The following is a 23,408-nucleotide window of genomic DNA, read 5'->3' on the forward strand; positions in this document are numbered from 1 at the left end:
AGGAGCGTACGTGGCAACCGGGCACGCGCACCCCCGATCCACGGCGAGGCGTCAGGCCGCGTGAACTTCCTGGCGGAAGCACTTGCATTCGATGTCGGAAAAATGCGACATTGAAGTCATGACATCGGACGTAGCGTCGGACGCGAAGGCGGGCGGAGGGAACTTCTTTCCTGCGTCGGTGTCCGCCGTGTCCAGCATTCCTGCGCCGACGACGAAGGCTGCTCGGCCTGGCCTGACCTTGGCACAGCGCGTAGCCGCAGTGCCGGGGCTCGGGCGCGCCGATCTACGGACCGCGGATGCAACCGCGATGTCCGCCACCCTGCTGGATCTTTGGGCCGCGATGACGAACCGCCCCGCGCAGGAGCTTGCGGCGGGGGAGATGCATCCCGATGGAACCGCGCGGATCAGCAGCCAGGTTGCGGTGTGGCTGATCGGCCGGGTGTCCCAGGCATACGGGTGTCGCAAGCTGGTGAACCTGTCGCGCGTGAAGGACCTCGAGTCACTTCGCAGCCTGGGCGGACTCACCGGGCTCCTGAGATCAGTGATCAACGCCGATTCGGAAGGCACCTTGGTATGAGCGTCTACATCGAGCCGGCTGCCAACATCAGTGAGGCATGGCTGCGCACCTTGGAACGAGTTGCCGACGGAGGCGGGCACGCAGTCAACGTGATCACGACGGTCACGGACCCGCTGGCACCCGAGACCGAAACGATCCGCGCGGCGCTAGATGCCGTCATGGCGGTACCGCGAAAGAAGGTGCGCGTGCAGCCCGTCGACACGGTCTCGGGAACGCTGTTCCCTCACGAGGTCTACGCCGACACTGGACTCACGTTCAGTCCTGACATGGACGACGATGCGCTAGCCAAGTTGGACGCAAGTGCCGCAGACCTCTACGAGTGCTACGGGGAAATGCTGCCTATCCTGACGACTGACACGGCAAACCAAAATGGAACCTACTTCGGACGGATGGTCAGCTGGCCCGGCAAGACTGGAGGTGGGAGGAACCAACTCGCCGACCGAATCAAGCACTTCCGTAGCGCACGTGCACGGAATGTCGGCCAGCGGAATCTCGAGGACATTGCGGTCGGAGGAGAAGCTGACCTGTTCGACATGCCAGAGGGTCTCCAGGTCTATGCAGCCAGCGACCTGCGCGAATATGGATTCCCGTGCCTGGTTCATGTAGACCTCACGCTGTACCAGAACCGCATCAGCATGGCTGCCACGTACCGGCACCAGTATCTGGTGACCAAGGCCTACGGCAATCTGCTCGGACTTAGCCGACTGCTCGGGTTCCTCGCCCAGCAGACCGGCTACGGTGTCGGGGAATTGATGGTCAATGCAACCTTCGCGGATGCAGAGCACAGCAACTACACCAAGGCCGGCGTGGCCGAACTGATCACTGCCGCCAACGTGGCGCAGTAGACATGTGTGCCACCGAAGTCGGCGTCGACATGGTGAGCATCAGCCAGATGGCCTCCATGCTCGAGGCATCCGGGCAGACCTACCGCGATCTGTGCTGGAGCCCCGCAGAACAGGCCTACTGCGGAGACTCTGCAGCAAGGTACGCAACGCGATGGGCGGCCAAGGAGGCTGCCATGAAAGCACTGGGTCACGGCATCGGAGAGGTCGATCCGCTTGACATCGAGGTCCTCGCCCACGAAGGCCAGCGCCCCCTGCTGCGACTGTCAGGAACAGCGGGCGCGTTCGCCCAACAGGCAGGTGTGTCGCTGAGCCTGTCGATCAGCCACGAGGGCGACCTCGCCACCGCATTCGTGATCGCAACCCGGTGCTGCACGAACCACGCCTCTGAAGATCTGTGATGCCCGGCGCCAACGTCGACGAGCCAAATTGGAAGGAGATGAACATGGACCTGAACGAACAGCAGGCAGTGGGGCAACGGCTAAGGAGTGCTCGCGATACTCTTGGTCTGACCCAAGAGGACGTTGCAGGCGCGCTCGGGATCCAGCGGACCAGCGTCATCGCTATGGAGGCAGGCAAACGGAACGTAAGTGCGCTGGAGCTTCGCAGACTCGCTCGGATCTATCGTCGCAATGTGGCCTGGATTCTCGGCGAAGAACCTGACGCAGAGATTGCTGGCGACAACGGCGCGCTCTTCCGAGCGACCGCGGAACTCTCGCCGGAGGACAAGGAGCAGGTGCTCCGGTTTGCCGAGTTCTTGGCCGCCGCGAAGGCTCAACAGACCTCCAAGCCTCGAACCCGGACGGCGCGCACGCGCCCCCTTGTCGATGGAGACTGAGCGTGGTCACGATGCAGGCGCGCCGTCACGCGCTACAAGAAGCGGATGCCCTCCTGCGTGAACTTGACGTTCCGCAGGACGCGCCGGTCGACGTCTTCGCACTGATCGAGAAGCTCGACCTCGAGCTCGTCTTCAACAACCTCAGGACGATCCTCGGTGCGTTGGTTCCTCATGGAGATGGCGGCATCATGCTCAGCACCCAGCGGGGCGCCGCCGTCCAGCGCTACACCGCCGCCCACGAGATCGGGCACTGGGTCCTCGATCACGAAGCGGCGTTCGACACTGAGGCGGATCTGTACTACCCGACGCACGATCGCGAGCAACTCGCCCAGATCTTTGCCAGCCAGCTACTCATGCCCCCGCCTTTGGTCTACGCCACCGCCGGCCGGTACGGCGTCACCAACTCGCCCACAGCCACAGGCCCGTCGGTCTACTCGATGGCTCGCGACATGGGCGCCAGCTACGAAGCCGTCGTGCGCCAGCTGGACAACCTCGACCTGATCAGTCGGAACAAGCGAGACGAGTTGCTCGCGATCCAGCCCGCCATCATCAAGGCGCAACTCGCACTGGGACACCGGCCTGCCGGAAACGTCGATGTCTGGCCCGTGGACGATCGCTCCTCCGGCGGTGCGATCGCAGTGACCGAGGGTGACGAAGTCATCGTCATGTTGCCCGAGAACCGCACCACTGGCTACAAATGGCTCACCGAGGACGATCTCCAGGCACGAGCCCGGCGACGCGTCCATCCGGCGCCGCCGACCGAGAGTGGTGCTCAGGCGCCCGGTCCCGAGCTGGGCTGGGCTCCGCCCGCCACTCTTGCTGCCCGGCCGCGCCAGGACGTAGACCGCGCTCTGCTCGCCATCCGTGGCAACGCTGGATCGACGCGCATCCTGCCGGGCGCGGAGCCCACAGGCGAGGAAACTGACGAGCTAGGCCGTGAGGGCGATGAAACCCTAGACCTCCAAGCGGGTCCCAGACTCCGCCCCGTGGAAGACGTCTATCGCTCCTCATGGACTGCAGCCCGGCCGTCGGAGCTGCGCGCGTTACGCAGGTCTATCGCTCGCGGTGAGCCGCTCCAAGCAGCGATTGACCGGCCTCCCGCGCCCGCACACGGTGCGGTTGATTCCACAGCACCCTCAGCTGCAGATCTCCTGGTCGGAGGGACCGGAACCCGTGTCCTTGCGCTGCGCTCGAGCGGAGAAGGCCGCGATACGTTTCGGCTCGTATACAGCTCCGCATACGACCCCAGCGCGGCCTCAACAGAGTCCTACGAGATAGACGTCACGATTGCGCGGGCGCCGTCCACCGCCCGGCGGCAGCACCACCTCAGCGTGGCCGCCGAGCCCAGGGGCGACGACGAACCAACGGAGGCGCAGGGTCATGACCAAGGCGGGCCCGACGGAGTCGACGGTGACTAACGCTCCCGCTCCCGGCCAAGCTCCCGCGCCTCGCCCAGACGTCGATCTCCGCGGCCGAATCTCCAGTCCGCTAATGAGCCAAGGCCCGAGACCACTGTGCGTGCCGATCTCGCTCAGCCACGCGCACGATGCGCTCGGCGGATCGGGCCCGAGTGTGGACACAGCCAAGGCGCCAGAGGCGATCTGGTGGCACTGCGCGCAGCGCGGCCAAACCCACCCCGACGGCATGGATCTCAACCACGCCGGCGACGCATTGGCGGGTTCGGGCCAACCTCCGTTGAGCGAGTGGCCTTGGAACCCGAACCTGGGGTACGGGACCGAAGACCCGCCCGCCACGACAGGCGCGCCGCCGTGGCAGCAGGCCAGGACGCTTACTTTCGAACCCTCGCACGACGGCGTCGAACATCGAATCGAGGATGCGCTTGCCGCGGGGTACCCCGTGGTGCTGGTCGTCGAGGTCACCCACGAGTTCGAAAACCCAGCCCCAGACGGCTCGATCGACGTGCCCGACATACGCAGCCCGGCCGGCGACTACCACGCAGTACTTGTCGTCGGATGCGCCACGGACCCCGTCATGGGACGACGGCTGCTGATCCGCAACAGCTGGTCCGAAGCTTGGGGCGCGGCAGGTTACGGCTGGCTTCCCCTGGACTATCTCGTGGCAAACGCCGTCCAAGCGGCAGTCGTCGTCACCCAACGACCCTGAAGCAAAGGAACAGAAAATCAAATGGACATCAGTGAGTACCAGCGCCGATCGGCTGCCAGCGACATCCTGCCCGACGATGACCTCACCTTGATCCTGCTCGGACTCGCCGGCGAGGTCGGCAACCTCTCGGCCGAGTACAAGAAGCAACAGCGCGACACCATCGGCTACCGGGCATTTCGCGACGAGGTCCGCGAAGAGCTCGGCGACCTCGCCTGGTACGCCGCCGCCCTCGCACGCCGCTGCAACCTCGACCTCGATGAGATTCTCCAGGACAACCTCCACAAGACGGAGCTCAGATTCAATCGCCCCGCCAACCCGCCTCCGCATCGGCTGTTTGATGATGAGCGGCCAGAGGATGAGCAGTTCCCGCGCCAGATCGACATCACCTTCACTGAGACCATTGAGACTGACCGCGGGGCACGCCCAGTCCCCGTCGTGCGCATCTACCGCGGGACTGACGCCGTTGGCGATCCACTCGACGACAACCGCGATGACAACGACGACTACCGCTACCACGACGCACTCCACCTTGGACACATGGCGGTCCTCGGATGGTCCCCAACGCTTCGTGGCCTGCTCAACGTGAAGCGCAAGGGTGATCGTGACGTCGACCGCATCCAGGACGGAGGCCGTTCAGCGGCCCTTGAGGAGGGTCTGACTGCCTACGTATTCTCCGTCGCTACCGAGCACAGTCTGTTTGCCACCAGCGACCGCGTGCCCGCCGACCTCATCAGGGCCTGCCAACGAATGACCAGCCATCTGGAAGTGGCTGAACGAAGCACGGCTGACTGGGAGTACGCGATCCTCGCTGGCTACCGAGCCTTCCGCGAGCTGCGCGACCACCGCGGAGGCACGCTTCACGCCGACCTTGACGCCCGTAGCCTCAGCTTCATCCCTCCGACCCGCTGAGCACGGGAGTCAGCGCCATGTCACCGAACCCCCTAGTTCTCGCGCAGGGAAGCGTGGTCGTTTTTGAAGGCCTCGACAAGGCCGGCAAGTCCACTCAACTAGATCGGATGAGGCAGGTCGTTGACCCGGTCAGCACGACGTTCGTGCACATGCCGTCCGGCTTCAGTGGCTTCACCGGCGGGGTCTATGCCCTGCTGGAGGATCAAGACACCCGGCCGACCGATCCTCTCGCGCGACAACTCGCCCACCTGGCCTGCCACAGCGAATCCATGGCAACTCTTGCGACGAAGGCCAAGAGCGGCGCGCTTGTCCTCGACCGCTGGTGGTGGTCAACGTTGGCCTACGGCTGGTACGGCCGGGGGGAAATCGGCCTCGGAATCGACGAGCGCACCTTCCGGGCCCTTACAGAAGCCATCTGGGCGCCACTGTTTGCTGACGTGGTCTTCCTCTTTCGCCATACCTACGAAGCCGACAGCAACAACGTTGACGGAGTGTCAGGGGGCTACCAGACGATTGCCGACCAGAGTCCCACGACCGTGATCCACGTCCCTGCCTTGGGTGAGGAGGAAACCCACGAGCTCCTGGTGGGTGAACTCAGGCGGCTCGGCCTCATCGTCGGCTGACATCCCTGCGCATAGGCGGGCATGAGTCAGGCCGTGGTTACGGTTGCGAGACCCCACTTCGGCGGAAAGAACGGGGCGGCCAGGCGGCCGTTTGGCGAGAACTGCTGCTTGATGCGCGTGCGGTTGCCGAGCCCACGCCGATCCGGATGCATGACACGGGCGTACTTGTCGGTCTCGCAGAACAGATTCTGACAATCGATCAGCTTCAACGGTCGGCCGAAAAGATCAACGAAGTCAATCCCGTAGAAGTCGAGTTGCTCGTTCTGCGTCTCGACCATCATTCGGATCAGGTCAGCCGGATCAACGCCGTCCGCGTTGGGGAAGCACTTCGCGAGACCGCTGAGCGCTCCCGGTCCGGCGACGACGAAGTCATCCTCATCGAAGTCGATCAGAGTGGAGTAATTCAGGTCGATCGTCAGCTGGTAGGCGAGAAATGGACCTAGGGACGGAAACTTGATCAGCCGGGAGAAGACTGCCTCGAGCGAGGGAGCACTGGCGAGGTCACGTTCCAAACCGCTCGTCATCATGTGCTCGATGAGCCGCAAGTGGTTGCGGTGCTTGCGCCGCTCGCCGAAGGGCGGCGGCGGCACGATATAGGCGGCCGAGTAGACGCGTTGGCCGCGAGCCAGCCGATCGTCAAGAATGCGCGAGTATCGCTCAACGTCGAAGTCGTCGATAGTGATCTCCCCGCGTGCTTCCTCAAGCGCTGCCCAGGTCTCGGGCTTGTTGAAGAAGCGGAACAACAGGACCCGGAGCAAGACATCCTCCGGGTCTTGCGTGCCGCTGTAGATCACCTTAATCAAGTCTTGCGAGACTCTGTCGGCCGCACGGTAAGCGTTCGTGAACCGATACTGAGTCACCACTGGGTCTTCGGTCCAGGGTGGAGCCTGACCCTGAAGCCGAGCGTGATAGACCCGTTGCCGCTCCGCCGCAAGCGTCCAGTAACTGCGCAGGACTTCGCTGCCGACAATCTGCCGTTCGCCAAGGGTTCCAGTCCACACGGCGTCATCTTCTCGCAGATCGCCGCCCGCGAGTGCTGCGACTGGCCAGAAGCCCGGCTGGGCGTCAGTTGGTTCCATGCTCACAGGTGCCCCTGCGCTCCCCAGCCTTCGCTACGGCTTCAGTCAGGGCGACCGGTCGGTCGCTCCCAGGGCTTGCTCATTTCAACCCCGTTCGCGACAAGCACCGCCCTCACAGGGTTCGCCGTCGTGCCGAATCTTGCCGCGATCCGAGCCAGTGACCAGCCGTCGTCGTAGAGCTGGATTGCGCTCTGGATGCTCTCCGGCTCCAGTCGGTCACGCCGAAGGCGGACGCCTTGTCGACGCAGGTGGGCGACCACGGTCTTCCGGTGGATCCCGAAGGCCTTGGCCAGGTTCGCAGTGCTTGTGCCAGACCTGTACTCGGCCACCAGTGCGTCAATCTGGGTTGGAGTCAGGAATGTTTGAACTTTCCCAACCGCAGCCACGACCGGCCCCCGAACGTCGCGAACGGAGGTTTCCAGCGTCCTCTTCTGGCTTCGGTACTGGCCCTGTGACCAGCGAGAATGGACTGCCTGGTGGGCCTGGCAGGTGTTCTCAAAGTCTCTACGGAGGTCCACCCGATGACGATGGCCTCCGCCCCGCCGGTCGGAGGCCATCGCCGTTCTCATCGGGGGAGGACCGGGGTCACTTCGTCATCGCCCGCTGGTACTGGCGGATCGACAGGGGGACGAAGATCGCGAGGATCACGGCGACCCACGCGAGGGTGTAGATCTCCGCGTGCTGCAGCGCCCACGTGTACTCGGCCTGGGATCGCACGGCAGCCTCGGGCATCCCGTTCCCGGCCATCGCACCGAGGTTGCCGAAGTTCTCCCGGGCGGCGTGCGTCAGGGTCGAGACCGGGTTCCACCCGGCGAACGTCCGCAGGACCGAGGGCATGTTCTCCGACGGCACGAAGGTGTTGGCGATGAACGTCAGGGGGAAGATCACCATGAACGACGCGTTCCCGACGACCTCGGGCGAGCGGACCTTCAGGCCGACCCACGCCATGATCCAGCTGACCGCGTAGGCGAACAGCAGGAGCAGGGCGAAGCCGATCACCGCGCCGAGGACCCCGTCGCGGATCCGCCAGCCGATGATCAGCCCGGTCAGGGCCATGACGACGAGCGAGATCGTGTTGTTGACGACGTCGGAGAGCGTCCGGCCCGCGAGGACCGCGCCGGGGTGCATCGGCAGGGTGCGGAACCGGTCGATGACGCCCTTCTGCATGTCCTCTGCCATGCCGTAGCCGGTGAACGTGCCCCCGAAGACGACCGTCTGCGCGAACACGCCGGCGAGGAGGAACTCGCGGTAGCCGCGCGGGTCGCCCGGCGCGAGCGCACCGAAGACGAACCCGAAGAGCAGGACGAACATGATCGGCTGCAGCGTCGTGAACACGAGCAGGTCCGGGACCCGGCGGATCTTGATGATGTTCCGCCGCATGATGGTCAGCGAGTCGCTCACGAGGTGGTTCATGCGCTCTGCTCCGAGTCGGTCGCGGCGTCCCCGCTGGTGCGGTGGCCGGTGAGGGTGAGGAAGGCGTCGTCGAGGGTGGGGCGACGGATGCCGATGTCCTGCACCGTCACCTGGCGCTCGGTGAGGCGCCCGACGGCCTCGACGATCGCGTGCGGCCCGGTCGCCACCGGAAGCGTCAGCGTGCGCGTGTGCTCGTCGCGCTCGATCTCGCCGATGGACAGGTCCGCCAGCACCCCGGCCACCTCGTCGAGGCGGTCGGCCTCGGCGATCGTCACCGACAGGCGCTCCCCGCCGACCTGCGCCTTGAGGTCGTCGGCGGTGCCACGGGCGATGATCCGGCCCTGGTCGACGACGACGATGTCGTGGGCGAGCTGGTCGGCCTCCTCGAGGTACTGGGTCGTGAGGAGGACCGTCGTGCCGTCGGCGACGAGGTCGGCGATGACCTGCCACATGTCCCCGCGGCTGCGCGGGTCGAGCCCCGTCGTCGGCTCGTCGAGGAAGACGACCGGCGGGCGGGCGACGAGCGCCCCGGCCAGGTCGAGCCGCCGCCGCATGCCGCCGGAGTACGTCTTCGCCGGGCGCTCGGCGGCGTCCTCGAGCCGGAAGTCGCGCAGCAGCTCGGCGGCGCGGGCCCGGGCGGCCGAGCGGCCCAGGTGGTACAGATCGCCGATCATCTCGAGGTTCTCCCGCCCCGAGAGGTACTCGTCGACCGCGGCGTACTGGCCGGCCACCCCGATCCGGCGCCGGACGCCGAACGGGTCGGCGACGACGTCGACCCCGGCGACCCGCGCGCTGCCGGCATCGGGCCGGATGAGGGTGGACAGGATGCGGACGGCGGTCGTCTTCCCCGCACCGTTGGGACCGAGGACCCCGAGCACCGTGCCCGTGGGGACGGCGAGGTCGATGCCGCGCAGGGCCTCGACGTCCCGGTACCGCTTGCGCAGGCCGTGGGCCTCGATGGCGAGATCGCTCATGCCCGCCACGGTAGGGGAGGGGTCCGACGACGGCGACGGCCTCCTCGCTGCGGCACAATGGCGGCCAGACCCGAGGCTCCAGGAGAGGACCGTCGTGCAGCAGGACCTGCGTTCCTACATCGACCACCTGCGCGAGGACGGCTACACCGTTCGCGACGACCACGGCGAGGACCCCGACCTCATCGACCCGGGCGGCAACGCCGTCGACACGTGGCGGGAGAACTACCCGTACGAGGAGCGGATGTCCCGCGACCAGTACGAGGTCGAGAAGTACCTGCTGCAGATCGAGCTGCTGAAGTTCCAGTACTGGACCCAGGAGACCGGCGCCAAGCACGTCATCGTCTTCGAGGGTCGTGACGCCGCCGGCAAGGGGGGCACGATCAAGCGGTTCATGGAGCACCTCAACCCGCGAGCCGCGAGGGTCGTCGCCCTGACGAAGCCGAGCGACCGCGAGGCCGGGCAGTGGTACTTCCAGCGGTACATCCGCCACCTGCCGACCTCGGGCGAGATCGTCCTGTTCGACCGCTCCTGGTACAACCGCGCCGGTGTCGAGCGGGTCATGGGCTTCTGCTCCGACGAGGAGTACGAGCGCTTCATGCACCAGACGCCGCTGTTCGAGGAGATGCTCTTCGACTCGGGGATCTCGCTGACGAAGTTCTGGTTCTCGGTCACCCAGTCCGAGCAGCGGACCCGTTTCGCCATCCGCCAGATCGACCCGGTCCGCCGGTGGAAGCTGTCTCCGATGGACCTGGAGTCCCTCTCGCGCTGGGAGGACTACACCCGCGCCAAGGAGGAGAACTTCCTGCGCACCGACACCGACCACGCCCCGTGGATCACGATCAAGAGCAACGACAAGAAGCGGGCGCGGATCAACGCGCTGCGGCACTTCCTCAACCAGTTCGACTACGAGGGCAAGGACCCCGAGGTCGTCTTCCCAGCCGACCCGAAGATCATCTCCCGCGCCCGCGACACCGTCGGCGACTGATCGGGAGGCGACCTACTCCCCGCACACGGCGAGGAACGCCCCCATGTCGAGCAGACCCTCGACGCAGCGGGGCGTCGTCGCCGTGAGCAGGGGGGAGCGGACCACGTAGGCGGCCCACTGCCCGCGCGAGATCGCGACGTTGAGGCGGTGCCGGTCGGTGACGAAGGCAAGACCGCGGGAGGACTCCTCCGGGGCGGACGAGGCCATCGTCAGGATGGCGACCGGGGCCTCCTGCCCCTGGAACTTGTCCACCGTCCCGACGGGCACGTCGTCCAGCCCGGCGTCCTCGAGGGCCCGACGAACGGTGTGGACCTGTGCGTTGAACGGCGCGACGACGCACACGTCCGACGGTTCGAGCGGGCGCGGCAGCTCCCCGGCGGCCGCGGTCCACGGCCGCCCGACGAGGTCGCGGACGAGGTCGACCACCGCGTCGGCCTCCTCGGGGGAGGCCGTCGTGCGACCGGTGTGGTCGACGTCGACGACGTGGACCCCGGGGGCGATCCCGTCGAGGGACCGGTCACTCGTCTGCGGCACCTTTGCACGGAGGGCGCCGGCGTACGCCAGGTGCGAGACCGTCTCGGTCAGGGCCGGGTGCATCCGCCACGTCGTCTCGAGGAAGTAGCCGAGCTCGGACGGGATGACCTCGGTGTGCTCCCCGAGGAGCCAGCCGAGCGCCGAGGTGTCGACCGGATCGGGGTGGGTGCCCTGGCTCACCTGCGGGAGCTGCTGCGGGTCCCCCAGGAGCAGGAGGTTGTCGGCCGCGACCGAGCAGGCGAGCGTCTTCGCCGTCGAGAACTGCCCGGCCTCGTCGACGACGAGGAGGTCCAGCTCACCCCGACCGACGACGTTCTCGTTCGTCATCGCCCACGCCGTACCGCCGACGACGTAGCCCCGGCCCCGGTCACGGAGGTCCGCGGCGAAGCCTGCGAGGTCCGTGGTCCGGGTCCACGGCAGGACGTCCGGGTCGGACCCATCACCCGCCTTCCCTCCCGGGTGGTGGGCGAGCTGATCGCGCGGGACGCCGGCCTCGGCGCACGCGCGCAGGACGTTGGTGATCGCCGCGTGCCCCTGCGAGGTGACACCGATCCGCCAGCCGTCGCCGACGAGCCGGGCGATGACCCGGGAGGCGACGTACGTCTTGCCCGTGCCGGGCGGGCCCTGGACCGCGAGGTAGGAGTGGTCGAGGTCCGTCAGGGACGCCACGAGGGCGTCGACGTACCGTCCGTCACCGTCCTCGACGGGAGCGAGCCCGTGCCTCGACCGCGTCCGCGGCGGGATCCGGCGCAGCAGGTCGACACCCGCCGACCGCGGCAGATCCGGCCACGACCGCGCGACCTCGTCCCCGATCTCCCGCAGCGCGGCGTCGATGCTCTTCGTCGTGACGAAGTCCCACGGGATGAAGCCGGTGGGCAGGACGTCGTGCTCCGGGCAGCCCTTCTTCAGCGACTCCTCGAGGAGAATCACGTCGTGCCCGTCCTCGTGGGTCGACCCGATGACGACGGCCGATGGCTCGCAGGTGTGGAGGTTCCGCGGGCCGCACTCGGTGCCCGGCGGGTGGACGCCGGTGTACACCGCGCGGCCCTTCGTGCCGTCGCCCGCCGGGCTCGACCCGAGGGCACGGCCCTCGAGCCGCAGCACCCTCCGTGGCAGGCTCCGTGCGCTCGGCCTCGCCCAGTCGGAGACGACCTCCACCCGCTCCGCGACGAAGACCCCGGTGTCGTCGGCCCACTCGTCCTGGGGCGAGGCGAGCCGTTCGAAGTGAGACCACCAGAACGGCTTGTTCTCGCGGCGATGGAACTGCTGCGCGGCGGCGACCATCGCCAACGCCTGCTGCTCGGCGCTCCGCTCATGGGGCGGCACGTCGCCGAGCAGGCCGCGCAGCCGCGCCTCGACCGCGACCGCATCGGCCCAGGCAGCGGAGTCGGCCTCGCTCGACGCGCGAGCGTCGTCCACCTGGTCCCCGGCGTCGGCAGGGTCCTGGGCGTGCGCGAGCAACCAGTCCCGCAGCCGGAGGGTCGAGACGCAGTCGTACTCGTTGTACTCGGCGATCCGCTCCAGCTTCTCCGCGGCCCGCTCACCCGCCCCGGCGATGAGCGCATCGAGGTACTCCTGATACTCGACGATGGACTCGGCGCCGCCGGTGACGCCCTCGTCGTCCCGCAGCTGGTCACCCATGTAGAGCGGCTCGAGCTTCTTGATGCTGTACGAGGGGCTCCCGACCCGGACGGCCGCCTTGACCGCCGGGTAGAGGTCGACGAAGACCCCGGCCCGCAGCAGGTCGTCGAGCTCCTGCTCGCACTCGCCGTACCGCACGGACAACCGCTTGAGCGCGGCGGTCTCGTAGGAGGAGTAGTGGTAGACGTGCATCCCCGGGTAGCGGCCCCGGAGCTCGACCACGTGCCCGAGGAAGTCGCGCAGCGCCTGCCGCTCTCCGGCGCGGTCGTGCGCCCACAAGGCCGTGAAGCGCGGCTCCTCCGTCCCGTTCTCGACGTCGACGAAACCCCAGAGGTATTCCAGCCCCCACACGTCGCTGCCCGGCTCGGCCCACATCGGGTCGCCCTCGAAGTCGAAGAAGAGGTCCCCGGCGCTCGGCGCAGGAAGTCGACCGAGGTCGGTCGGGGAGAAGACCTCGTACGGGAGGACCCCTTCGTCGGCGGACTCTCGGGCGACCTGGAGGCGGGCCTGCGCGGCCAGCCGTCCCAGCCGCTCGGCCCCGACCCCGGGCACCGGCTCGACCCGCACGGCGAGGTCGTCGATGGTCGTGACCCCCGCCTTATGCAGCGCGGCCCTGGTCCGGGGGCGCATCCCGGCGACGAGCACGAGGTCCCGCTCGCGCTCCGCCGCCGCCGAGCACGCGTCGCAGCGGCCGCAGGCGAGCACCCCGGACGTACCCCAGGCGACCGGGTCCTGGCCCTCACGGTGGGAGGCGGTCAGCTCCTCGGCACGCCGACGCCGAGCCCGCGCGACGGGCAGCACCTCCCGCGTGGGCACCTCGCTCGCCGCCCCCGTCCCCAGGACGAGCCGGAGCCGGTCGGCCACCGGTACGTCGAGCGCCCCGAGGACGTCCGCGTACGCACCGACCTGCAGGAGCGCGGCGACGTCCTCGCGCCGGGCGAGCTTGGTGTCGGTGACGACCCAGCCGCCGGAGGGGTCGCGCACGAGGAAGTCCGCGAGGCCGAGGAACGACCCGTCGAAGAGCGTCGCCTGGTAGACGACACCTGCGTCCGAGCGGAGCGCGTCGAGCGTCGCGGCGCACGCGGCCTCGAGGTCCGTGCGGGATCGGGTCGGGGCCGCCGGCGGTTGGACGACGTGGTGATCCCGGCGCAGCCGCAGCAGCTCGCGCTGCTCGTGCGCGTTCCCGAGGTCGGCCAGGCGGGCGAGCATCGGGTCGTCGGTCGTCGCGAGTGGTTCGGACCGCCCGAGCGCGACGTCCAGCTCGGCGAGCAGGGCGAACTCGCACGCGGCTGCCGTCCGCAGGTCACGCGCGCTGAGGACGAGGTCGCCGCCGGGGCCGTCGGGGAGGAACATGCCCCCAACCTACGAGCCGGCACCGACAACGCCGGTGCGATCACCGGCTCGCCGGCAGGACCGTCAGCGCGCCGTCACACCCAGCTCGGCAGCCACATCCGGTAGCGCCAGTGGTCGTAGGGGATGACCTGTGCGGTGTAGATCGGCCAGTAGAAGGCGAAGAGCATGAGCGTGGCCAGGCAGTACGCCCCGACGAGCACGATGCCGACGTGGCGCCGGGTCTCCGAGGCGTCCTTCGGTCCCAGGACGAGGCCGAGGACGAAGACCACCGTGAGGACGACGAACGGCTGGAAGGCGATCGAGTAGAACTGGTAGATCGTCCGGTGCTGGATGAGGAACCACGGCAGGTACCCGCCCGCGTAGCCCGCGAGGATCGCCCCGGCCCGCCAGTCGCGACGCCCGACCCAGTACCAGAGCAGGACGACGATCCCGGCCGCCGCCACCCACCAGATCGAGATCGTTCCCAGCGAGCTGATGGCCTTGCTGCACTTCTCGACGGTGCAGCCCTCCTGGCCGGTCGTCTTCGTCTCGTAGAAGAACGACGTCGGGCGCGCCTGGACGAGCCACGCCCACGGGTTGGACTGGTACTGGTGCGGGCTCGTCAGGTGGTTGTGGAAGTCGAGGATCTCCTTGTGGTACTGCCACAGCGAGCGCAGCGGCCCCGGGACCCAGCCCCAGCCGGCGGGTGCGGGGTTGGTCCACGCCCACTGCCGGTCGTACCCGCGGTCGGTCGCGAACCACCCCGCGAACGAGGCGACGTACGTGACGAGCGTCCCGCCGACGATCGTGACCGCCGCCTGCGGGGCGTCCTTGATCAGGCCCGCGCGCAGCCAGTTCCGCACCCCCGCCGCCCGGTGGGCGCCCATGTCCCACAGCACCGTGAGCAGACCGAAGACGACGAGGTAGTAGAAGCCGGACCACTTCGTCCCCGCGCACAGCCCGATGCTCACCGCCGCGACCCAGCGCCACGGGCGCAGCCCGAGCCAGGGCCCCCACTGCAGGCGCGTGCCGGTGGGGATCTCTGCGACCTTGCGGGCGAGGATCGCGCGGCTCGCGTCCCGGTCGACCAGCAGCGCCCCGAACGCCGCGAGGGCGAAGAACATGACGATGATGTCGAGCAGGCCCGTGCGGGAGTGGACGAAGTGGTGGCCCTCGAACGCCGTGAGGAACGCGGCGATGCACCCCAGCAGCGTCGAGCCGAACATCCGCCGCGCGATCCGCCCCACCATGAGGATCGAGACCGTCCCGAGGAGCGCCACGGAGAAGCGCCAGCCGTAGGACGACGTGGGGCCGAAGAGCCACTCGCCCGCGGCGATGATCCACTTGCCGACCGGCGGGTGGACGACCATGTCGCCCTCGGTCGTCCTGAACACCTCGAGGGTGCCGCGGGTGAAGCTCGGGTCGACCTTCTCGCCCTCGCCCTTCCACCGCATCTCGACGCCGTAGCGCATCATCGAGACGCCCTGCTTGACGTAGTACGTCTCGTCGAAGACGAGCTGGTGGGGACGGTCGAGCTGCCAGAACCGGATGAAGCCGCCGACGATCGCGATGAGCGTCGGGCCGAGCCAGCCCCACAGCGCGTCGCTGGGCCGGAATCCGAGCAGGCGGGCACGCAGCTGCTCGGCCCGGGTCATGGCGGCCATCGTAGGCGGCGGTCACGCGCCGCCTGTCAGGATGACCGGCATGCCCCTCGTCCTCGCCGCGACCCCGATCGGGGACCCCACCGACGCCTCGCCCCGGTTGCGGGCGGAGCTCGCGACCGCGGACGTCGTCGCCGCGGAGGACACCCGGCGGTTGCGCCGCCTGTGCGCCGCGCTCGAGGTCGAACCGGCCGGCCGCGTCGTCAGCCACCACGAGCACAACGAGCGCGAGCGCGCCGAGGACCTGCTCGAGGCGATGCGCGGCGGCGCTCGGGTGCTCGTCGTCACCGACGCCGGGATGCCCTCGGTCTCCGATCCCGGCTACCGGCTCGTCCGTGCGGCCGTCGACGCGGACCTCCCGGTGACGTGCGTGCCGGGTCCGAGCGCGGTGCTCGCGGCGCTCGCCGTCTCCGGGCTGCCGGTCGACCGGTTCTGCTTCGAGGGGTTCGCCCCGCGAAAGCCGGGGGAGCGGGCCCGGGCGCTCGCCGAGCTCTCCGGAGAGCGGCGGACGATGGTCTTCTTCGAGGCGCCCCACCGCATCCACGACACGCTCGAGGCGATGGCCGAGGCCTTCGGCGGCGACCGGCAGGCGGCCGTGTGCCGCGAGCTGACGAAGACGTACGAGGAGGTCCGGCGCGGGCCGTTGTCGGACCTCGCGGCGTGGGCGGCCGGCGGGCTCAAGGGGGAGATCACGGTCGTCGTCGCGGGCGCCCCGGCGGTCGCGGTGGACCTGCCCGCCGGGGTCGCCCGCGTGGCGGAACGGGTCGACCGCGGCGAGCGTCTCAAGGACGCGTGCGCCGCGGTCGCCGCCGAGACCGGGCTGTCGAGGAAGGCGCTCTACGACGCTCACCTCGCGGCCCGCTGAGCCGCCCGCCGACACCCGTCCGGCGCCGCCTGCCCGCCGTCCGTCGCACCCCGCGGTCGCAACGGGCCGGGCATGCGCAACCCTGAGCGTGAGGTGGGAGTAGTTTTGCCCCGTGGCTTCCTCGACCCTCACCGCTCCCAAGCGCACCACGGGTGGCCGCTCCTCCATCGGGCTGAAGTTCCTCATGGCGGCCAGCGGTCTGCTCTTCGTGCTCTACGTCCTGCTCCACATGTACGGCAACCTCAAGGTGCTCGCCGGGGAGGAGGCGTTCAACGACTACGCCCACCACCTGCGCACCCTCGGTGAGCCGATGCTCCCGTACTCGGGCTTCCTCTGGGCCTTCCGGCTGCTGCTGATCGTCGCGCTCGTCACCCACGTGTACGCGGCGCTGACGCTGTGGAGCCGGGCGCGCTCGGCCCGCACGACGCGCTACCAGGTGAAGAAGGCGGTGACGGCGTCGTTCGCCAGCCGGTGGATGCGCTGGGGCGGCGTCGCGCTCCTGCTCTTCATCATCTTCCACCTGCTGCACTTCACGCTGCTCAAGCCGGACCTGAGCGACCGCTTCACGGCCGAGGAGATCAAGGCCAGCCCGTACGACATGGTCGTCGGCAGCTTCGAGAACCCGCTCCTCGTCCTGCTCTACACGCTCGCGATGATCGCGCTCGGCCTGCACCTCATGCACGGCGTGTGGAGCGCGGCCCAGACCCTCGGCGCCACGGGCACGCCCGCCAAGGCCCGGCTGTGGCAGACGGTCGGCAAGATCATCGCGGCCGTCGTCGTCGTCGGGTTCCTCATCCCGCCCTTCGCCATCCTCCTCAACATCGTCGGAAAGTGAGCGAGCAGAAGATGCCCTCAGGCCAGAACCCCGCCGACTCGCAGCCGGACCCGGAGGAGACCGCCGCCAGCCCCGCCGAGGACACCGGCAGCCGCGTCGACGACCCCGCCCAGGCCCCGGCCGGCACCTCGCCCGGCGCCCGCGTCGCCACCGCGCAGCAGCGCTCGGACGCCGGCGACCGCGGCAACCTCGTCCACGGTCTCTACCGCGAGGGCGACCCCATCGCGGACACCAAGGCCCCGGACGGCCCGATCGAGACCCGGTGGGAGCGCCACAAGTTCGAGAACGCGCTGGTCAACCCGGCCAACCGTCGCAAGCTCAGCGTCATCATCGTCGGCACCGGCCTGGCCGGCGCGTCGGCGGGCGCGACGCTCGGCGAGGCCGGGTACCACGTGAAGTCGTTCTGCTACCAGGACAGCCCCCGTCGTGCGCACTCGATCGCCGCGCAGGGTGGCATCAACGCCGCGAAGAACTACAAGGGCGACGGCGACTCGGTCTACCGGCTCTTCTACGACACGGTGAAGGGCGGCGACTACCGCTCGCGCGAGAGCAACGTCTACCGCCTCGCCGAGGTCAGTCGGAACATCATCGACCAGTGCGTCGCGCAGGGTGTCCCCTTCGCCCGTGAGTACGGCGGCCTCCTGGACAACCGCTCGTTCGGCGGCGTCCAGGTCTCCCGGACGTTCTACGCCCGCGGCCAGACGGGCCAGCAGCTGCTCATCGGTGCCTACCAGGCCCTCGAGCGGCAGATCGCGGCCGGCACGGTCGAGATGTACAGCCGCCACGAGATGCTCGAGCTCGTCGTCGTCGACGGCAAGGCCCGCGGGATCATCGCCCGCGACATGGTGACCGGCGAGATCGAGACCCACCTGGCGGACGTCGTCGTCCTCGCCTCCGGCGGTTACGGCAACGTCTTCTTCCTCTCGACGAACGCGATGGGCTGCAACGTCACCGCCGCGTGGCGCGCGCACCGCAAGGGTGCCTACTTCGGCAACCCGTGCTACACGCAGATCCACCCGACGTGCATCCCGCAGCACGGCGACAAGCAGAGCAAGCTCACGCTCATGTCCGAGTCGCTGCGCAACGACGGCCGGATCTGGGTGCCCAAGCGCGCCGAGGACTGCGACAAGGACCCGCGAGAGATCCCCGAGGCCGACCGCGACTACTACCTCGAGCGGATCTACCCCAGCTTCGGCAACCTCGTCCCGCGTGACATCGCCTCGCGGCAGGCGAAGAACATGTGCGACGAGGGTCGCGGCGTCGGCCCGGCGATCTCCGAGACCGGTCCCGACGGCCAGGAGCGCATGGTCCGCCGCGGCGTCTACCTCGACTTCGCCGACGCGATCGGGCGCCTGGGTCGGGACGCCGTCGAGGCGAAGTACGGCAACCTCTTCGACATGTACGCCCGGATCACGGGCGAGGACCCGTACTCGGTGCCGATGCGCATCTACCCGGCCGTCCACTACACGATGGGCGGCCTCTGGGTCGACTACGACCTCGAGTCGACGATCCCGGGCCTGTTCGTCGCCGGGGAGGCCAACTTCTCCGACCACGGCGCCAACCGACTGGGGGCCTCGGCGCTCATGCAGGGCCTCGCGGACGGCTACTTCGTCCTGCCGAACACGATCCGCGACTACCTCGCGCACGGGCCGTTCGAGCCCGTCACGCCGGAGCACCCGGCCGTGGTCGAGGCCCGGCAGAACGTCGAGACCCGGCTGCAGCACTTCCTCACGTGCAACGGCGAGCGCTCGGTGGACTCGATCCACAAGGAGCTCGGCGCGATCATGTGGGAGTACTGCGGCATGGAGCGCACCGAGGAGGGCCTCAAGCACGCGATCGAGCGGATCCGGGCCCTCAAGAACGAGTTCTGGACGAACTTGCGCGTCCTCGGCTCGGGCAACGGGCTCAACCAGAGCCTCGAGAAGGCCGGCCGCGTCGCCGACCTCATCGAGCTCGGCGAGCTCATGTGCATCGACGCCCTCCACCGCCGCGAGTCCTGCGGTGGTCACTTCCGCGCCGAGTCCCAGACCGAGGACGGCGAGGCGCTGCGCCACGACGACGAGTTCGCCTACGTCGCGGCCTGGGAGTTCACCGGCGGTGAGCGCCCGACCGACATGGGCGCGCCCGTCCTCCACAAGGAAGACCTCGTCTACGAGTTCGTCGAGATGAAGCAGCGGAGCTACAAGTGAGACTGACACTGAACATCTGGCGGCAGGCCGCCCCCGGCGTCGCCGGGAAGATGGAGACCTACCAGGTCGAGGACATCTCCGAGGACATGAGCTTCCTCGAGATGCTCGACGAGCTCAACGAGAACCTCATCGCGCAGGGGATCGAGCCGATCGCGTTCGACTCCGACTGCCGCGAGGGCATCTGCGGCACCTGCGGGATGATGATCTCCGGCATGGCGCACGGCCCCGAGGTCACGACGACCTGCCAGCTGCACATGCGCAGCTTCAAGGACGGCGAGACGATCACGGTCGAGCCGTGGCGGGCCGACGCCTTCCCGGTGATCAAGGACCTCGTCGTCGACCGGTCGGCCTTCGACCGGATCATCCAGGCCGGCGGGTACATCTCGGTCAACACGGGTGCGGCCCCGGACGCACACGCCACCCCGGTGCCGAAGCCGAACGCCGACCGCGCGTTCGACGCGGCCACGTGCATCGCCTGCGGTGCGTGCGTCGCGGCGTGCCCGAACGCGAGCGGCATGCTGTTCATGGGCGCGAAGATCACCCACCTCGGCGAGCTGCCCCAGGGGCAGGCCGAGCGGGACGCGCGCGTCGTCAACATGGTCGCCCAGCACGACGCCGAGGGCTTCGGCGGCTGCACGAACATCGGGGAGTGCGCCGCCTCGTGCCCCAAGGAGATCCCGCTCGACGTGATCTCCCAGCTCAACACCGACCTGCGGAAGGCCTCGGGCCGCCGCCGCTGACGGTGGACCTGACGGCGAGACGGTGGGGACGCGACGACTCGTAGGGGTCGTGGCCACGGTGATCGTGGCCACGACCCTGTCCGCGTGCGGCGGGGGCGGCCAGGCGCCGGTCACCCAGACCCAGACCCAGACCCCGGGCACGGGAGCCAGCGGCGACTCGGGGAAGAGCGTCGGATCACCGACGGTGACGCCCAACGGCGGCGGGACGGCCGACACCGGTGCCGCTGCCGGTGGGCGTTCCGCCGGTCCGGCTGGCCAGCCGCCGCGGTGGTGGCACGACACCGCGCTCGTCGCGCTCGATGCCGTCGAGACGATCACCGTCAAGGGCACCAGGCCCTTGGGCGACGGCGGGAAGGCCGACCAGGACAGGTTCACGGTGAGCGGGGAGTACCGGGGGTCGACCTTCCGGGTGACGTCGAGATCGCGCAGGCACGGGACGCTGGACATCGTGAAGATCAAGGGCACGGTGTGGCTCAAGGCCGACCAGCAGGCACTCGAGGAGCGTGAGCCGTTCGGGAGCAACCCGCCGGCCGGAGTCGTCGCGGGACGGTGGTTGAGGACCCCGGCGCGGGACGTCTCCGGCATCGTCACCCCGTACGTCCCGCGCGTCGTCGTCCGCGGACCGTTCAACACCGAGCCGCACCGACGGGAGTTCACGACCGCCGAGGTCGTGGTCCACGAGAAGACGCCGTCGGTCCTGCTGCGAACCCTGCTGCCCGGTGGTGGTCAGGGAGCCGCGATCCTCGACTCGAGCAACTTGCACCTCCGCGCGTTCGAGATCCCTGCGAGGGGACTGGCCCGCCAGAGGTATGACGTGAGCAGGTGGAACACCACGCTCCTGCCCGGGCCGCCACCGGGCAAGGCGGTCGTCATCGACAAGTTCGGCTGAGCAGCGCTCATCCGAGCCAGCCCGGCAGGCGCTCTGCGAGCAGAGCCCATCCGACGAAGGCCACGACGTCGATGAGGGTGTGGGCGATCACCAGGGGCAGCGCCCGCCCGGTGCGGGCGAACCATGCGGCGAAGACCACTCCCATGAGGACGTTCCCGACGAACGCGCCGAGGCCTTGGTACAGGTGGTAGGCGCCTCGGCCGAGAGCGGCGAGCGCGATCACCGTCCGCCACGACCAGCCGGCCTCGCGCCACCGTGTCGAGAGGTAGCCCACGCCGACGATCTCCTCGAGCGCGGCGTTCTGGGCGGCTGCCAGCACCAGGACGGGGATGGCCCACCAGACGTCGGGCAGGGCCGCCGGGGTGACGTGCGCGGTGATGCCGAGCGCCCGGCCGGCGGCGTACACCCCCAGCCCGGGTAGCCCGATGATCGCGGCGAGCCCGGCGCCGGCGGCGAGGTCCCGGCCGGGGCGGCGGCCGTCGATCCCCAGGCGTCGCGCTGCGCCAGCGCCGAGCAGGTGCAGCGCCAGGAGGACGGGCGCGAGCGCGAGGGCGATGCCCGTCAGCTGCACGAGGAGGTCGAGCCATGGTCGACCCGGCGCGTGCGAGGAGTTGAGCGTGGCATCGGCGGCAGCGATCCCGCCCGGCGCGGTCGCGGACCGGAGGAACGAGATCACCGACCAGATGGCGCTCGCCCCGATGGACACGAGGACGACGAGCCCGCTCTCGCGCAGGATCGTCCGTCGGCCCGGTGCCGGGTGCGCCGGGGGCGTGTCGGCGGTCATGCGGCCGACCCTAGGGCGGAGCGGCGCGGGTAGTGACGGTGAACGGCCCCGCGGCGCGGTGCGCTGCGGGGCCGTTCGGGTGGTCCGTGGGGCTCAGTGGCCGGTCGCGAGGTGGCTGTAGTAGCTGAACAGCGGCTCGCTGCGCTGGACGCGGATCCTGTGGTGCTGCATGAAGAACTCGGTCGCGGCGGCCGCGACGGAGACCAGGACGATCGCCAGCACGATGCCGCACGCGATGAGGGCCGACTGGAGGACGCTCTCGGCTGCGAGGTAGGACATGGTGTGGACCTTTCTACGGATGTAGTCCTTGCACCACTAAAACTACACCTGTAGTGGATGGGATGCAAGCCGGGCCGACCGATCTGCCGGGCGTATCGTGAGCAGCCCATTCGCTGTCGAGGAAGGACGTCTCCGTGAGCTCCGGGCCGAGGTCCACCCCGCGTACCCGACGCATCCTCGAGGCGGCGATCGCGATCATCGCCGAGCGCGGTCTGCGGGGCCTCACCCACCGGGCGGTCGACGCCCAGGCCGGCCTTCCGGAGGGCAGCACGTCGGGGTACTACCGCACTCGGCTCGCGCTCCTCACGGGTACGGCCGAGTTCCTCCGGGACCAGCTCCTCGGCGGTGTCGAGCACGCGGTCGGGCAGATCGGCTCCGCCCCGTCCGACGGTCTGGTCATCGACGCGGTCGTCGAGCTGCTCGACGGGTGGCTGGCCGAGCCGGCGATCATCGTCGTCGTGGCCGAGCTCAAGCTCGAGGGGCTGCGGACCCCCGAGATCGACGAGGCCTTCGCCGCATGGCGCGAGGAGCTCATCGACTTCGTCGCGCAGACGACGGCGCGGATCGGGTCCGACGACCCGCGGCTGAAAGCGACCGCCGTCATCGCCGCGCTCGAAGGGGTCCTGCTGTCGGCGGTGGCCGTCCCCCCGGAGAGCCGGCGCGACTACCTCAACCCGGTCGTCTCCTCGATCCTCGGGGCGATGCTTGCCCACGCCGGCGAGAGCGAGCGCGCCAGATCCTGACCGCCGCCCACCCCAGGAGGGCGAGGAAGAGGACGACGAGCACCGGCAGGAAGACGGCGACCAGGCTCATCCCGACCGAGAAGACGTCCTCGACCGTCGAGACGACGGGCGCGCCGGTCCCGGCCGTCGAGACGTTGACGACCGGCCGGGCGGCCATCTTCCCCGTGTGGACCAGGCCCGCGACGAGGACCCCGAGCACCACCCCGACCCAGGGGTTCTCCTGCATCCACGCGCTGTTGTCGAGGTTCTCCGCGGCCTGGGTGGCGGAGAAGCACACCGCGCCGGCGCTCGGCCGGACGAAGCTCTGGATCGCGTCGTTGACCGAGTCCACCGCGGGGACCTTGTCGAGCACGACCTCGGCGAGCAGGAGCACCGACCCGATCCCGATGGCCCACCACGACTCGAGCCAGCCCCACCCCGGTGGCAGCGTGATGACGTCGGTGAACCGCGCCAGCAGCGCGACGAGCAGGAACGGGATGTAGGCGTTGAGCCCGGCCGCGGCCGACAGCCCCGTCCCGGTGAGCAGAGCGAGCATGGGCGCAGGGTGGCACG

General features: G+C 69.1%; 24 protein-coding genes. 15 read left to right on the top strand and 9 right to left on the bottom strand.

Annotated elements, in window-relative coordinates; translation table 11 throughout:
• Nucleotides 1-178 precede the first annotated feature (178 nt).
• The 8 genes from DAA34_RS05285 to DAA34_RS05320 all read left to right on the top strand — a co-directional run bounded on the left by DAA34_RS05285 (nt 179) and on the right by DAA34_RS05320 (nt 5,913).
• The gene (locus DAA34_RS05285) at nt 179-577 is read left to right on the top strand and encodes a hypothetical protein (protein ID WP_158707624.1); all 399 of its coding nucleotides are present in this window, start codon (nt 179-181) and stop codon (nt 575-577) included.
• Nucleotides 574-1,422, top strand: coding sequence for a hypothetical protein (locus DAA34_RS05290; protein ID WP_106817920.1), 849 nt, complete (start codon nt 574-576; stop codon nt 1,420-1,422). The genes DAA34_RS05285 and DAA34_RS05290 overlap by 4 nt, the downstream gene beginning before the upstream one ends.
• A gap of 2 nt (nt 1,423-1,424) precedes the next feature.
• Nucleotides 1,425-1,820 carry a holo-ACP synthase gene (locus tag DAA34_RS05295; protein WP_106817921.1) on the top strand — a complete coding sequence of 132 codons (396 nt, stop codon included), beginning with the start codon at nt 1,425-1,427 and terminating at the stop codon, nt 1,818-1,820.
• Complete coding sequence (locus DAA34_RS05300; protein ID WP_106817922.1) at nt 1,820-2,257, top strand: helix-turn-helix transcriptional regulator; 438 nt, start codon at nt 1,820-1,822, stop codon at nt 2,255-2,257. Before DAA34_RS05295 ends, DAA34_RS05300 begins: the two co-directional genes overlap by 1 nt.
• A gap of 11 nt (nt 2,258-2,268) precedes the next feature.
• A complete protein-coding gene (locus tag DAA34_RS05305) occupies nt 2,269-3,675 on the top strand; it encodes an ImmA/IrrE family metallo-endopeptidase (protein WP_234354257.1) in 1,407 nt (468 codons plus the stop codon).
• A gap of 100 nt (nt 3,676-3,775) precedes the next feature.
• Nucleotides 3,776-4,381, top strand: a complete 606-nt coding sequence (locus tag DAA34_RS05310; RefSeq protein WP_158707626.1) for a C1 family peptidase — start codon at nt 3,776-3,778, stop codon at nt 4,379-4,381.
• 21 nt (nt 4,382-4,402) lie between these two features.
• Nucleotides 4,403-5,290: a nucleoside triphosphate pyrophosphohydrolase family protein gene (locus tag DAA34_RS05315; protein WP_106817925.1), complete on the top strand. Its 888-nt coding sequence runs from the start codon at nt 4,403-4,405 to the stop codon at nt 5,288-5,290.
• A 17-nt stretch (nt 5,291-5,307) separates the two neighbouring features.
• Nucleotides 5,308-5,913: a dTMP kinase gene (locus DAA34_RS05320; protein WP_106817926.1), complete on the top strand. Its 606-nt coding sequence runs from the start codon at nt 5,308-5,310 to the stop codon at nt 5,911-5,913.
• 26 nt (nt 5,914-5,939) lie between these two features.
• Here DAA34_RS05320 and DAA34_RS05325 read toward each other — a convergent pair whose 3' ends face one another.
• The 4 genes from DAA34_RS05325 to DAA34_RS05335 all read right to left on the bottom strand — a co-directional run bounded on the left by DAA34_RS05325 (nt 5,940) and on the right by DAA34_RS05335 (nt 9,379).
• On the bottom strand, nt 5,940-6,992 hold the full coding sequence (locus DAA34_RS05325; protein WP_158707729.1) for a nucleotide kinase domain-containing protein: 1,053 nt from the start codon (nt 6,990-6,992) through the stop codon (nt 5,940-5,942).
• A 41-nt stretch (nt 6,993-7,033) separates the two neighbouring features.
• Nucleotides 7,034-7,321: a hypothetical protein gene (locus DAA34_RS12100; RefSeq protein ID WP_158707627.1), complete on the bottom strand. Its 288-nt coding sequence runs from the start codon at nt 7,319-7,321 to the stop codon at nt 7,034-7,036.
• Nucleotides 7,322-7,577: 256 nt separating this feature from the next.
• Nucleotides 7,578-8,405: an ABC transporter permease gene (locus DAA34_RS05330; protein WP_106817927.1), complete on the bottom strand. Its 828-nt coding sequence runs from the start codon at nt 8,403-8,405 to the stop codon at nt 7,578-7,580.
• Complete coding sequence (locus DAA34_RS05335) at nt 8,402-9,379, bottom strand: ATP-binding cassette domain-containing protein (RefSeq protein WP_106819837.1); 978 nt, start codon at nt 9,377-9,379, stop codon at nt 8,402-8,404. The genes DAA34_RS05330 and DAA34_RS05335 overlap by 4 nt, the downstream gene beginning before the upstream one ends.
• A gap of 94 nt (nt 9,380-9,473) precedes the next feature.
• Between DAA34_RS05335 and ppk2 the strand changes: the two genes are divergently transcribed.
• Complete coding sequence (ppk2, locus tag DAA34_RS05340) at nt 9,474-10,364, top strand: polyphosphate kinase 2 (RefSeq protein ID WP_234354123.1); 891 nt, start codon at nt 9,474-9,476, stop codon at nt 10,362-10,364.
• Between the two features lie 12 nt (nt 10,365-10,376).
• Here the strand turns inward: ppk2 and DAA34_RS05345 are convergent, their stop codons facing one another.
• A complete protein-coding gene (locus DAA34_RS05345; protein WP_106817929.1) occupies nt 10,377-13,892 on the bottom strand; it encodes a TM0106 family RecB-like putative nuclease in 3,516 nt (1,171 codons plus the stop codon).
• Nucleotides 13,893-13,966: 74 nt separating this feature from the next.
• Nucleotides 13,967-15,526: a dolichyl-phosphate-mannose--protein mannosyltransferase gene (locus tag DAA34_RS05350; protein WP_106817930.1), complete on the bottom strand. Its 1,560-nt coding sequence runs from the start codon at nt 15,524-15,526 to the stop codon at nt 13,967-13,969.
• 40 nt (nt 15,527-15,566) lie between these two features.
• On the opposite strand from DAA34_RS05350, the gene rsmI reads away from it, so the two are divergent.
• The 5 genes from rsmI to DAA34_RS05375 all read left to right on the top strand — a co-directional run bounded on the left by rsmI (nt 15,567) and on the right by DAA34_RS05375 (nt 21,050).
• Complete coding sequence (rsmI, locus tag DAA34_RS05355) at nt 15,567-16,397, top strand: 16S rRNA (cytidine(1402)-2'-O)-methyltransferase (protein ID WP_106817931.1); 831 nt, start codon at nt 15,567-15,569, stop codon at nt 16,395-16,397.
• A 112-nt stretch (nt 16,398-16,509) separates the two neighbouring features.
• Nucleotides 16,510-17,232: a succinate dehydrogenase cytochrome b subunit gene (locus DAA34_RS05360; protein ID WP_106817932.1), complete on the top strand. Its 723-nt coding sequence runs from the start codon at nt 16,510-16,512 to the stop codon at nt 17,230-17,232.
• A complete protein-coding gene (locus DAA34_RS05365; RefSeq protein ID WP_234354124.1) occupies nt 17,229-19,421 on the top strand; it encodes a fumarate reductase/succinate dehydrogenase flavoprotein subunit in 2,193 nt (730 codons plus the stop codon). The genes DAA34_RS05360 and DAA34_RS05365 overlap by 4 nt, the downstream gene beginning before the upstream one ends.
• Complete coding sequence (locus DAA34_RS05370; protein WP_106817933.1) at nt 19,418-20,161, top strand: succinate dehydrogenase/fumarate reductase iron-sulfur subunit; 744 nt, start codon at nt 19,418-19,420, stop codon at nt 20,159-20,161. The genes DAA34_RS05365 and DAA34_RS05370 overlap by 4 nt, the downstream gene beginning before the upstream one ends.
• Nucleotides 20,162-20,210: 49 nt before the next feature.
• Nucleotides 20,211-21,050, top strand: coding sequence for a hypothetical protein (locus DAA34_RS05375; protein ID WP_106817934.1), 840 nt, complete (start codon nt 20,211-20,213; stop codon nt 21,048-21,050).
• Nucleotides 21,051-21,057: 7 nt separating this feature from the next.
• On the opposite strand, the gene DAA34_RS05380 is transcribed toward DAA34_RS05375, so the two are convergent.
• On the bottom strand, nt 21,058-21,834 hold the full coding sequence (locus DAA34_RS05380) for a CPBP family intramembrane glutamic endopeptidase (RefSeq protein ID WP_106817935.1): 777 nt from the start codon (nt 21,832-21,834) through the stop codon (nt 21,058-21,060).
• A gap of 93 nt (nt 21,835-21,927) precedes the next feature.
• Complete coding sequence (locus tag DAA34_RS05385; RefSeq protein WP_106817936.1) at nt 21,928-22,113, bottom strand: hypothetical protein; 186 nt, start codon at nt 22,111-22,113, stop codon at nt 21,928-21,930.
• A gap of 134 nt (nt 22,114-22,247) precedes the next feature.
• Between DAA34_RS05385 and DAA34_RS05390 the strand changes: the two genes are divergently transcribed.
• Nucleotides 22,248-22,856 carry a TetR/AcrR family transcriptional regulator gene (locus tag DAA34_RS05390; protein ID WP_106817937.1) on the top strand — a complete coding sequence of 203 codons (609 nt, stop codon included), beginning with the start codon at nt 22,248-22,250 and terminating at the stop codon, nt 22,854-22,856.
• Here the strand turns inward: DAA34_RS05390 and DAA34_RS05395 are convergent.
• Nucleotides 22,783-23,391, bottom strand: coding sequence for a DUF4126 domain-containing protein (locus DAA34_RS05395; protein WP_106817938.1), 609 nt, complete (start codon nt 23,389-23,391; stop codon nt 22,783-22,785). The two genes, DAA34_RS05390 and DAA34_RS05395, sit on opposite strands and share 74 nt — an antisense overlap.
• Between the last annotated feature and the right edge of the window lie 17 nt (nt 23,392-23,408).

It is taken from the genome of Janibacter massiliensis, from assembly GCF_900289115.1.
In the GTDB taxonomy this organism is placed as follows: Bacteria; Actinomycetota; Actinomycetes; order Actinomycetales; family Dermatophilaceae; genus Janibacter_A; species Janibacter_A massiliensis.